Here is an 11,648-nt window from a genome sequence, read left to right on the forward strand (position 1 = left end):
GCGGCTCGGCGACCGGGGAAGCAGGAGCGAGTGCCAGTCCGCTGCGCCAGAAGGCCGCGGCCCAGGTCGGCGGCTCGGACCAGGCGGGCCATGACCAGGGCTCGCGCTCTTCAGTTTGGGCGGAGCGCATGACGGCGGCGCGGGCCGTTCATCAGGGCGCATCCGTCACGGCGCAGGCCGTTCGCCACGCCGAGCACGGCGGTCAGGGCAGCGCGGTCGATCTCTCCGAGGGGAAATCCTGACATGTTCAAGCGCGCATCTGTTCACTACGGTCATACGCCAGAGCCGGTGACGCCCTATCAGAAGGCGGCCCAGATCTGGGATGAGCGCATCGGCTCTGCGCGCGTGCAGGCCAAGAACTGGCGTCTCATGGCGTTCGGCTGCCTGGCCTTGGCCGCAGGCTGTGCGTCCGCCCTGATCTGGCAGGCGACGCGCGGCACGGTGACCCCCTGGGTCGTGGAGGTTGGCCATCTCGGCGACGTCCAGCGGGTCGCGCCTGCGGTGGCCGACTACATGCCGACCGATCCGCAGGTCGCCTTCCATCTTGCCCGCTTCATCGAAGACGTGAGAGGTCTCCCGGCTGATGGCATCGTGCTGCGCCAGAATTGGCTGCGGGCTTACGACTTCACGACCGACCGCGGCGCGGCTGCCCTGAATGACTATGCCCGCTCCAACGACCCCTTTACCAAGCTCGGCAGGATCCAGGTCTCGGTCGAGGTCTCCAGTGTCGTACGCGCCTCGCCCGACAGTTTCCGGATCGCCTGGATCGAGCGGCGCTATGAGAATGGCGCGTCGAGCGCGACCGAACGCTGGAGCGCGATCCTGACCATCGTGCTCGCCACGCCGGACGATGCGGACCGCCTGCGCAAGAACCCGCTCGGCATCTATGTCCACGCCATCAACTGGTCGAAGGAGCTGTCGCAATGAGCATGCCGATGGTCCGGAGCGTACGCGCCGGCGTGATCGCCACCGCGGTGCTGTTGCCGCTCTGTAGCTGCACAACGGCAAAGCCGCCAAACATCAGCTATGATAGCGAGGCACCGCCGGCTGCGGCTGCGCCGGCCATTCTGGACGACAAGCCGCGGCCGCTGCATCTTCCACCGCCCTGGAAAGTTTCGCTTGGCGGCAAGGCGGGAGCCCAGGAAGAGGCGGATCCGCTCGACCGCGTCGAGACGGCCAACAGTGCGGCCCGGGTCGAGCCGCGAAAGAAGGGCTATTTCAACGCGACGCAGATCTACGCCTATAGTCCGGGAGCGCTCTACCAGATCTATGCGGCGCCCGGGCAGATCACCGACATCATGCTCGAGGAAGGTGAGCAGCTGTCGGGGTCGGGTCCGGTGTCGGCGGGCGATACCGTACGCTGGGTGGTTGGCGACACCGAGAGCGGTGTCGGCGATGCCCGCCGTGTCCACATCCTGGTCAAGCCGACGCGTGCGGCGATCGAGACCAATCTCGTCGTGAACACCGACCGGCGGACCTATCTGCTCGAGCTGCGTGCCAGGGAGAAGCCCTATATGCCGGCCGTGGCCTGGTACTATCCGCAGAATGCGGAGACGAGAGCCCGTCAGCTCGTGTTGCGGCCGGAGCTGCCGAGCGCGGCGCTGCGGCGCTTCCGCTATCGCATCGAGGGTGATGATCCGCCATGGCGGCCGGTCGGCGCCTATGACGATGGCCGCAAGGTCTATATCGAGTTTCCTCCTGGCATTGCCCAGGGTGAATTGCCGCCGTTGTTCGTCACCGGCAGCGATGGCGCCCCGGAGATCGTCAACACCCGTGCGTTCCGCAACACCATGATCGTTGATCGGCTGTTTGCTGCAGCCGAGTTGCGCCTCGGCGGCGACGAGCAGCGCAAGGTCAGGATCGTCAGAACCGACGGAGCCTCCCGGTGATGAGCGAGAAGCAGGCGGAGGCTTCCACATCGCAGGCACCGTCCGCTGTCGGCAACGCTGAGCGGCGCACCAGAAGCATGCGCTTGAAAGGAGATCTTCCGCCGGTCACTCGGCTGTCGCGCAATGTCCTCGCCGGTGCCAGTGCCGTGGCGCTGCTCTTGATAGGAGGCGCGGGCGTCTGGACGTTGCAGACCAGCAAGCCGAGCAAGCCGGCTTCAACCGAGCACTACAGCACCGATCATCACGACATTGCCGACGGGCTTTCGGCGTTGCCGCGTGACTACGCCAATTTTCCCAGCAACGTTCCCCTGATCGGACCGCCGCTGCCCGGTGATCTCGGCGGGCCGATCGTGGCTGCCCAGGGTCAGGCACGCGCTGCCGTGCCCGATCAGGAGCAGCTCCGCCATGAGCAGGAGCGGGAAGCCGCTCGCGTGAGCCGCCTGTTTGCGAGCGTCAGTGTTCGTGGACCCGAGACGGCGGCAGGCCCGGCTCAGACCAGCGATCGCACCGGCGGGGTGTCCGCTTCTGATGATGCGCTCACCCAGAACGGGCAGGATCGTAAGCTGGCCTTTGTCAATGCTCCGGTCGATCGCCGCACCACGAGTCCGGATCGCGTCAGCCGGCCGGCATCCCCCTATGTGGTCCAGGCCGGAACCGTCATCGCTGGCGCCCTGATCACGGGCATCCGCTCCGACCTGCCGGGGCAGATCACCGCCCAGGTCACCGAGAACGTGTTCGACTCCCCGACGGGGCGCTTCCTGCTTGTCCCGCAGGGAGCACGGCTGATCGGGCTCTACGACAGCCAGGTGACCGCGGGCCAATCGCGCGTGCTCTTGGTCTGGACCAGGCTCATCCTCCCCAACGGCCGTTCGATCATATTGGAACGGCAGCAGGGCGCCGACGCGGCAGGCTACTCAGGTCTGTCGGACGAGGTCGACAATCATTGGCGCCAGTTGCTCGGCGCGGCCCTGCTCTCGTCGCTGCTCTCGGTGGGAAGCGAGGTCAATGCCGGCAGCAATCCAAATACCAACAACGCCGCGATCATTCAGGCTCTGCGCCAGGGTTTTGGCAGCGCCATGAGCCGCACAGGTCAAGAGCTCGTTGGCCAGCAGATGAACGTGCAGCCGACTCTGACGGTGAGGCCAGGCTTTCCGGTCCGCGTGATTGTCAATCGTGACCTCGTGCTCGAGCCGTATCAAGGGTGAGACGAATGCCGAAACTGAAGATATCCACGCTGCCGGATGAAAAGCCTGTCAGGGTCACTGTCGAGTTGCCGGCCATCGTCCATCGGGATCTGCTGGCCTATGCGAAGCTGCTGTCGCAGGATGCAGGACAGCCGGCTCCGGATCCGGCCAAGCTGGTTGCCGTCATGGTGACGCGCTTCATGGCCACCGACAGGGCGTTTGCCAGATCGAAGCGTGGCCGCTGAAGCGCTGACCTCCTCATAGGACGCGCGCCTGAGGCCGATTCAGGGAGCGGACACGAGCGTAGTTGTCGCTACCGTCGCCAGCCTGTTCTGCTCCGGCCGTACGCCGCCTGCGAGGGACGGCGAGAGGGAGGCGGCGCCAACCTTGGGCAGCTCGGCGTCCTGCAGAGCCTGGCGGAGTCCTGTACGGGCGCGAACGAGATCGAGAACCGCCGGTGAGACCTCGATCGAGGCAGCTTCAATGGCGTGCCCGTGCATCGACATCGCAGGTCCAAGCGGCTGGACCGGGCAGCCATGCGCGGCGATGACGTTCTGAAATACCCAGCTGGGCATCACGCCGAGATATGATGTGATCCCGTGGGCCACACCGAACTCCTGACAGGCCTGGATCAGTCGACCGATGACGCGACGCCGTCCGCCGGCGCCGAGCGCTCGATCGCAGCCGAACCGCGACGCTTCCCAGACCTGGTCGGAATGCGGCAGCAGGCCTTCCACCAAGTTGGGCCACAACGACTCGACCATGTAGGGACGCGTGGTCGGAATCAGGCGTGCAGTGCCCAGAGCCTGATCGTGCTCGTCGATGACGAGGATATAGGTCGCCGCCGGCGTATCGAACTCATCATACTCCATGCACTCAAAATGAGGCACGGACCACCCCTGGCGCTCGACGAACATCCTGTACCGCAGCCGATGGTGCGAGATCCACGCCTCGCCATGCCGATGGACGGTCTCCCAGCTGATTGAAACGGTACGCATGACCATCTTCCACTAAGCTACATGACAGCGAGGTGGAGACTAATCGGTACAGCGCCGGCCAGGGAGCTACCTAGTCGAGTAGCTGCTTCATTCGAGAGCGGCTGCGTCGACGTCTCAGTCGACAAGATCTGCCACGCCCCAATATCACCTACAATTAGACGCAATTCTGAGTTGTGGTGCGGTGAGGATCTTGACTTTTACAAGGCTCACCCTGGCTGAATGACGAGCCAGCTCGGGATAGTCCCGAAGCCTGAGCAGCCGGTGCTGTATGCCAAGACAAAGGCCTCACGCGGGCACGTCCCTTATGTCACCCATGCCCTGAATTCCCCTGTATCCTGAGCGGGCCCGAAAAGGATTGTTTTACAGCCTATTGCAAGCGGCCTGACCGGCCGGCGCGGCAAGATGGTCCGAGCGGCGAGCCTGGCGGATGGCAAGGCATGTGAGGTGACCGCTTCCGAATGATGAAACGCATGTGATCGTCAATTGCACGATGGAGTGTATGATGGTACGGTCTACCTCAGGTTGGGTTGAAGTTCGGACAAGCAAGCGCCTGCTTCTCGCCTTGATGGAGGCCGACGAGGAGGCAACAGCGGACTATCGCCGATCGGGACGTCGGGACGGATTCGCTTTCACGATCACATCTGGTCAGAAGTTTGCGCAGCTCTGTCTGCCGTGAGGTAGCCATGGACCTCTTCAGCTTCATCGATTGTGCAAATCGTACGCAGTCGCTGTCCGACCTGTTCGATCTTCTCGTCGGTTCCGCAGCCGATGAAGGCTTCGGCGAGGTGGCTTATGGCGCCGTGAATTACGAAGAGACGGAGCGGCTGGCAGAGCATCCGATGCCAGCCATCGCTCTCAACTTTCCGCTCGAGTGGCGCAAGCACTATTTCGAGCGCAAGTACTATGAGATCGATCCGGTCGTCCGGCGAGCTGCGTCTCACAGCAAGCCATTCATGTGGGATCAACTGCTCAAGCAGAGGCGGCTCCAGGCCGGCGAGCGATTGGTCATCCATGAGAGCCGCGACGCAGGTCTCAAGCACGGGGTGAGCGTGCCGTTGTTTGGGCCATCGGGACGCATCGCCGTTCTTTCATTCGCATCCCGTTTCGATGATGCTGATCCCGTCCGCCAGATCAGGCGTCTTCACGCCTTGGCGTGTCAGTTCCATGTCGCCTTCGGGGAGCTGTCCCGCCCGGCGGTCGACAACAAGGCGATCACGCTGTCGCAACGCGAACGCGAATGCCTGAGGTGGACAGCAGAGGGCAAGACCTCCTGGGACATCGGCATCATTCTCAAGATCAGCGAGAACACGATTAATTTCCACATCAAGAAAGTCATGAGAAAGCTCCAGACGACCAGCCGGACAGTCGCTGTCGTCAAGGCGATAAAGCTCGGTCTGATCGAAATCCCGGGCCTGTCCGACTCGTCCCTGCCGGAGTGGACCGAGGCCGCCGACTAGGGCCCAAGCGGCTCCCCTCCTGTCTGATTGGTGACCGAACGCCGCTTCGGCGTGTCTGTTGACAGACGCCTCCTTTGCAGGCCCGTCCCTGAGTTGATCGCAAACCGCTGCAGTGATTGCCCGTGCCGACCTGCGCGGCCGCCGCGCTCGCCCGACCCGTGCTTGCCGGTGAGCAATCCGCGGAGCCAAGCGGCCCGGGATCCGGCACCTGATGGGTGACCGTCCGCTATCTAGGTTGGTAGCTGCACAAACAAGCCAGCGTGATCTACCAATGAGGACACATCGCGCCGCAAGCCTGACGGGCGACGGGAGCGATCAATCGGCCAAGCTAATCGTATGCACATGAATACAAGTCGGTCACCTGCGGCGAACGAGGAAACGATATCATGCAACAGGATCTGTCTGGCAATTCTCATCCGGTAGGGCGCTTTCGCAATACCGCTTATGTGATCAACGAGAGCAGGTCGCATTTCGATGCGGCACATGACGCCGGACTCATGGCTGTCTATGGGCGTTCGCTGCGCGGCCGCGCCGTTGCGCTCGGTGTCGGCGATCTCCAGAACAGGCCGCACGCGATCGACTTCGTTCGCTGCTCATATCTCGGGCTCGACAATCATCCGGTGATCGTGTCCGGTGCGATTGACGCGATTGAGGCGCACCGTTCCGTGCACTGGTCCTGCGCACGCACGCGCCTCAACTTCGACCTGCTCTCGGAATTGGAAGCCACGCTTTCCGAGATGTTTTCCGCGCGGGTGATCGCCTTCTCGACCGTGATGCTGGCCAATCTCGGTGCCATGCCGATTCTGGCCTCCGGCCTTTTGACCGGCGGCGTCAAGCCGGTCGTGGCCTTCGATCGTCTTGCCCACATCTCTCTCGCCTATCACAAGCCGGTGGTCGCCGACGAGACCCGGGTCGAGACCATTGCCCACAACGACATTGCCGCGCTGGAGAAGCTCTGCCGCGAACAGCCGGTGGTCGCCTATGTCTGTGACGGCGTCTACTCCATGGGCGGACATGCACCGATCCCGGAACTGCTGCGGCTGCAGCAGCAGTATGGGCTGTTCCTGTATATCGACGACGCCCATGGCGTGTCGCTGTTCGGTAATCAGGGCCAAGGGTTCGCGCGTTCTCAGTTCGGCGCCGACATTGGCGATCGCACCATCATTGCGGCGTCGCTCGGCAAGGGATTCGGCGCGTCCGGTGGCGTTCTGATGCTGGGAACAGCAGAGCAGGAAGCGCTGTTCCGCCGCTATGCCCTTCCGCACGCGTTCTCGGCTGCTGCGAACCTGGCCGCGGTCGGGGCAGCTCTCGGCTCTTGCAGAATTCACCGCTCTGCGGAGCTTGGCCAGCGACAGCGTCGGCTGGCCCAGCGCATCAACCTTTTCGATCGGCGCATTCCGACGGCCGATAGCGGCAATTCGCTGCCGATCCGGATGATCACGGTTGGCTCCGAGGCGGCTGCCATCGCCATGGCGCGTGAGTTCCTCGATGCGGGCTTCTACACCTCCGTCACCTTCTTTCCGACGGTCGCCCAGGGCAAGGCGGGCATCCGGGTTTGTCTGACGGCCGATCACGACGTCGAAGACATCGAGCGGCTGTGCGCCTGCATTCTGGGCAAGAGCCCCGCCGGCCTCCGGCAGCCGGAAGCCATGGCCGCCTCGGCCTGATCACCAAGAGCCAGACTGCTCAAGTTCACAGCCTGAGGTGTGGCCGCTGGAGACGCGTGATGCACAGAAGAGATGATGATCGGTTCAATGCGAGCGCCGAGCGCGCTCGCTGGGGCAGGACAGGCCGGCTGCTCCGTGCGCCCGGCAAACATCAGCTGGTCGTAGGTCGTACGGTGGCGCAGGCTCCGCGCGTTCCGGCCGCATCACTGGCCGAGGGCACATTCACGCGGCTTCGCCACATGCTCATCGTAGGTGAAGTCCGCCCGGGTCAGCAGATGACGTTGGGCGAGTTGGCACGTCGGCTCGGAACGAGCCCGACCCCTGTCAGGGACGCCCTGTCCCGCCTTGCAGCCGCAGAGGCTCTCCAACAGAGCCGCGAATTCGGTGTCATCGTGCCGATCCTCGGAGCTGCCGAGCTGGAGGAACTCTGCCGCCTCCGCCTCGCCGTCGAAGGACTGGCGTTTGCGACGGCTGCTGAGATGCACCGCAAGGCCGACTGGCGAACTTTCAAGCTGCTCCACACCGATATCTGCAGGGCCGCCGAGTCAGCTCGGGCGGTGCAGTTCGCGTCCGCGGTCTGGGCGTTGCGCAGGGCACTTCTCGGATTGTCGGAACCGAGTGTCCTATCGATGTTCGTCGACAGAATCTGGTGCCGATTTGGCCCGACCTTCACTCAGAAGATTGAGAACGATGCCACCCGACGAGAGCTGACGATGCGGCTCGGCGACATCGTTGAAGCGATCGGCCAGCGTGACCGGCCGAGGGCCGAGCGGGCTGTGATCGGCGAGATCGAATGCCGCGATCTCTATCGCTACATCGAGCCGGAAAACAAGCTCGCAGCACCGCCGCTCGTGCCAAACGCCACCTCTGTGGCCGCAGGCCATATCCAATCGGGGGCTCATCATGTTTAGGCGCTGGCAAAGGCGACCGATCGGCTCGAACTGGGGAGATTTCGGTGACGATGACGAGCTGGGCCGCCTCAACTATCTGACTCCGGAGGTCCGCAGGCGGGCGGCACGGTGCGTCCAGGAGGGACTGACATTCTGTCTCAGCCTTCCTCTCAACCTGCCGGGTGGGACCGTGATCCACCGTCTTCGACATCCACCCCGGCTCTCGGCTCTTGCCCGCGGCGAGGACGGCACGTTGAACTACAATTATCCACTTGCCAACGAGCAGCCCGGGGCAACGGATATCGTGAGCGACGACGTGGTCACGCTTGCGACGCAGTATTCGACGCATTGGGATACGTTCGCCCATGTCGGGCAGAGCTTTGATGCCGATGACGACGGCGTCCCGGAGCCGCTCTATTATAACGGCTGGCGCGCCGGGCGCGACGTTGCTGCGCCTGATCCCGAGACAGGAGCGGCGCGAACGCTCCGACTCGGTGTCGACACGATGGCGCGCGCCTGCATCCAGGGACGGGGTGTCCTCATTGATCTGTGTCATCACCTCGGGCACGATCGACACCTGGTCGGCTACGACGATCTGATGCGGATCATCGAAGCAGACCGGGTAGAGGTCGAACGGGGCGACCTGGTCTGCTTGTATTCGGGTTTTGGTGATCGCGTCCTCGCAGCTTCGGGCGCTCTCGATCCTGGTGATGCGCATCCTGCCCGCTGCCCGGAGCTGGATGGGCGGGACCGGAAGCTTCTCGGCTGGATCGATGACAGCGGCTTGTCGGCCCTGATCTCGGACAACATTGGCGTCGAAGCCCTGCCAGCGCGCCCCGCTGATCTGGATCGTCGCGCGACGCTGCCGCTCCACGAGTTCTGCCTGTTCAAGGCCGGGATCGCACTCGGCGAGCTCTGGTACCTGTCTGAGCTTGCCGCGTGGTTGCGACGTCACGAGCGAAGCTGCTTTCTTCTCACAGCTCCGCCGTTGCGATTGCCCGGTGCGGTCGGATCTCCCGTCACCCCCGTCGCGACGGTCTGATCATGTCGGAAGCGCGGGGCACATCGAGCGCGGCGGCTGACGGCAGAGTGGCGCTGGTCACAGGGGGCTCCGGCGGCATTGGTCTGGCCATCGTGCGCCGTCTTCTTGAAGACGGCTTTCGCGTGGCGTTCGTGGCCAGACAGGACGATCACGTCGCGAGAGCTCTCGATCATCTCAGTGCCGATCAAGCTCGGGTGATGGCCGAAGCGATCGATGTGAGGTGTCTAGAGAAGATGGCAGCGTTCGTCGATCGGGTGCGCCGGCGGTGGGACGATGTGACCGTCCTGGTGAACAACGCCGGCATCTCACCCAAGCGCAGCGACCCGGGATCGCCGTGGATGACGCAGACCTCATCAGAGGAATGGCAGAACGTCCTTGCTGTCAATCTGAACGCACCTTTCATGCTGACCCGTCTGGTTGCGCCGGCCATGATCCAGCGGCGTGTGGGACGGATCGTCAACATTGGCTCGCTTGCGGGACGCGCTATCCCCCAGATAGCGGGGCTGCACTACGCGGCGTCAAAGGCAGGTCTTGTGGGTCTCACCCGCGCCGCTGCCCGCGACCTCGCTCCGTTTGGCATCACCGTCAACTGTGTTGCCCCTGGCCGTATCCTGAGCGACATGACCGGGCCTGCGGACAGCGAGGTCAATCGTGCTGCGCTCAGCCGGATCCCGCTTGGGCGCTTTGGAACGGCCGACGAGGTTGCAGGTCTCGTCGGCTTTCTCGTCAGCTCACCGGCTGCGGCTTTCCTGACCGGGGCGACACTCGATGTCACCGGCGGTGAATTCGCCGCCTGAGCGGACGGTCACACCGCCGGCTCGACCAATTCGGGCTGGTCGAGAGTGCCATCGTAGAGCGACAAGGGCGGGTGAGCATCAGCTGCGCTGATCACGTCAATCAGCCAGGGGCGCTCGGCGGTCAGTGCGGTCCCCAGCGCGGTCGCAAGCTCGCCGGGGGCGGTGACCCGAATGGCGGCGCAACCGCAGGCTTGCGCGATCTCGGCATGAGAGACCGAGCTAAAATGGCAAGCGCTGGTGAACCGGCCGAACTTCGCGGTCTCGGCGTCCTTCTGATAGCCAAGAACGCCATTGTTGAGGACGATGACGACCACGGCGATGCGGCTGCGAACCATGGTCTCGAGTTCGGCCCAGCTATGAGCAAATCCGCCATCCCCCACCACCGCTACGACGGGATGATGAGGGTCGGCAAGCTTGGCACCGATGGCCAGAGGCAGGCCCCAGCCGAGCCCGGCCAGTCCGCGCGGCGTGATGAAGCGCATCCCTGTCCGCAGGCCACGCAACTGCCCGACGATCCACATCGAGGCATAGCTTGCATCCGCGACGACGACCGTCTCAGACGTTAGGTGACTCTGAAGCTCCTTCATGATCCGCTCAGGACGGATGGGCGACAAGTTCGTGTCCCTGACCCGACCACGGTCGATCTCGAACTGCCGCCATGCCGCGGCGATCCGACTCTCGAGCTCCCCCCGTTGTCGCTGCCGCATTCGGAGATCGCGGGCCTGTATCGCCGAACATAACAGCTTCAGCGTCGTGGCTGCATCGCCGACCAGACGCAGCGCTTCGTAGTTGCGGCCAATCTCCTGCGGATCGATGTCGATATGGATGACCTTTGCGCTCGGCGGGATCAGCCGCCAGCTGTCGGTTCCGTTCTGATTGGTGCGGGAGCCCACCAGGAGGACCGTATCGGCCGCGTCGAGCAGCCGGCGTGTATGCCGTCCAAGCGAGCCGGGCCCGTTCAGGGCTCCCAGAACGCCGCACGACAGCGGGTGGTGCTCGTCGACGCTGCCTTTGCCCATGTTGGTCGTGAAGACGGGCAGGTGGGCGATGTCCTGCAGCTGGGCCAGCGCCTCGGCAGCACCTTTGGACGTGGCGCCGCCACCTGCGATGACGGCAGGTGCACGAGCTGCGGCGATCAGGTCGGCCGCGGCTTCGATAAGCTCTTTCGAAGGTCCAGTCCGGTCGATCGGCCACTGGCCGTAGTTGGCGTTCCGCTGCAGTCGCGGTGTGATGGCGCGTTCGCGCAGCAGATCGGCGGGCAGAAGCAGAACTGCCGGGCCGGGACGTCCGCTTCCGGCGGCAACAAAGGCTGCATCGACATAGTCGTCGACGCGATCAGCGGTCAGCATGCGACGGACCGACTTGGCGCACGGCGCGAACAACGCCATGTGGTCGAGATCCTGAAACGCGTTGCGGTCCAGCTGAGGACGTTCGACGTCCTGAACCAGGGCCACCACGGGAATGCTGGCCTTGTAAGCTTCGGCCAGCGGCGGCACCAGAAGGGTTGCAGCAGGGCCGTTCTGCGCAGCAACGACGGCAATCCGGCCGGACATGCGGGCATAGCCATCTGCCATGGCGCCGCCCATATTCTCCTGCCGGTAGGCCACCTGTCTGATCCCGATGGCTTCGGCGGCCAGGATGACGGCCGAAGGAAGGCTCTGGGCAAAGATGATCTCGACGCCGTGTCGCTTGAGAGCCAGCGCGATTCGCTCGGCGACGGTGAC

Annotated in this window: 11 protein-coding genes and 1 pseudogene; 10 read left to right on the forward strand and 2 right to left on the reverse strand. The window is 64.1% G+C overall.

The features are described from left to right. The 5 genes and pseudogenes from BRAO375_RS15775 to BRAO375_RS15795 form a co-directional block, all read left to right on the forward strand. Positions 1-242 (forward strand): annotated as a pseudogene (locus BRAO375_RS15775) (P-type conjugative transfer protein TrbL); the annotation flags it as partial. Between the two features lies 1 nt (position 243). Further along, positions 244-927 (forward strand): conjugal transfer protein TrbF, encoded by a 684-nt coding sequence (gene trbF / locus BRAO375_RS15780; protein WP_009028463.1) that lies wholly within the window; start codon positions 244-246, stop codon positions 925-927. Then, on the forward strand, positions 924-1,889 hold the full coding sequence (gene trbG, locus BRAO375_RS15785) for a P-type conjugative transfer protein TrbG (protein WP_009028464.1): 966 nt from the start codon (positions 924-926) through the stop codon (positions 1,887-1,889). The genes trbF and trbG overlap by 4 nt, the downstream gene beginning before the upstream one ends. Further along, positions 1,889-3,094, forward strand: a complete 1,206-nt coding sequence (locus BRAO375_RS15790; RefSeq protein ID WP_009028465.1) for a TraB/TrbI/VirB10 family type IV secretion system protein — start codon at positions 1,889-1,891, stop codon at positions 3,092-3,094. The genes trbG and BRAO375_RS15790 overlap by 1 nt, the downstream gene beginning before the upstream one ends. A 5-nt stretch (positions 3,095-3,099) precedes the next feature. Then, positions 3,100-3,318 carry a DUF2274 domain-containing protein gene (locus tag BRAO375_RS15795; protein WP_009028466.1) on the forward strand — a complete coding sequence of 73 codons (219 nt, stop codon included), beginning with the start codon at positions 3,100-3,102 and terminating at the stop codon, positions 3,316-3,318. Positions 3,319-3,357: 39 nt separating this feature from the next. Here BRAO375_RS15795 and BRAO375_RS15800 read toward each other — a convergent pair whose 3' ends face one another. After that, on the reverse strand, positions 3,358-4,077 hold the full coding sequence (locus BRAO375_RS15800; protein ID WP_244423202.1) for an acyl-homoserine-lactone synthase: 720 nt from the start codon (positions 4,075-4,077) through the stop codon (positions 3,358-3,360). 677 nt (positions 4,078-4,754) lie between these two features. Here BRAO375_RS15800 and BRAO375_RS15810 point away from each other — a divergent pair. The 5 genes from BRAO375_RS15810 (at position 4,755) to BRAO375_RS15830 (ending at position 9,924) form a co-directional block, all read left to right on the forward strand. Continuing rightward, on the forward strand, positions 4,755-5,528 hold the full coding sequence (locus BRAO375_RS15810) for a helix-turn-helix transcriptional regulator (RefSeq protein ID WP_009028468.1): 774 nt from the start codon (positions 4,755-4,757) through the stop codon (positions 5,526-5,528). Positions 5,529-5,914: 386 nt separating this feature from the next. Beyond that, positions 5,915-7,195 (forward strand): aminotransferase class I/II-fold pyridoxal phosphate-dependent enzyme, encoded by a 1,281-nt coding sequence (locus tag BRAO375_RS15815; protein ID WP_009028469.1) that lies wholly within the window; start codon positions 5,915-5,917, stop codon positions 7,193-7,195. A gap of 59 nt (positions 7,196-7,254) precedes the next feature. After that, a complete protein-coding gene (locus BRAO375_RS15820; protein ID WP_009028470.1) occupies positions 7,255-8,106 on the forward strand; it encodes a GntR family transcriptional regulator in 852 nt (283 codons plus the stop codon). 232 nt (positions 8,107-8,338) lie between these two features. Further along, positions 8,339-9,127 carry a cyclase family protein gene (locus BRAO375_RS15825; protein WP_349546049.1) on the forward strand — a complete coding sequence of 263 codons (789 nt, stop codon included), beginning with the start codon at positions 8,339-8,341 and terminating at the stop codon, positions 9,125-9,127. Between the two features lie 2 nt (positions 9,128-9,129). Further along, the gene (locus BRAO375_RS15830) at positions 9,130-9,924 is read left to right on the forward strand and encodes an SDR family NAD(P)-dependent oxidoreductase (RefSeq protein WP_009028472.1); all 795 of its coding nucleotides are present in this window, start codon (positions 9,130-9,132) and stop codon (positions 9,922-9,924) included. Positions 9,925-9,932: 8 nt separating this feature from the next. On the opposite strand, the gene BRAO375_RS15835 is transcribed toward BRAO375_RS15830, so the two are convergent. Next, positions 9,933-11,648 (reverse strand): acetolactate synthase catalytic subunit (locus tag BRAO375_RS15835; protein ID WP_035640565.1); only part of this gene is annotated, 1,716 nt, incomplete at its 5' end.

This window comes from Bradyrhizobium sp. ORS 375 (assembly GCF_000239775.1).
Taxonomy (GTDB): domain Bacteria; phylum Pseudomonadota; class Alphaproteobacteria; order Rhizobiales; family Xanthobacteraceae; genus Bradyrhizobium.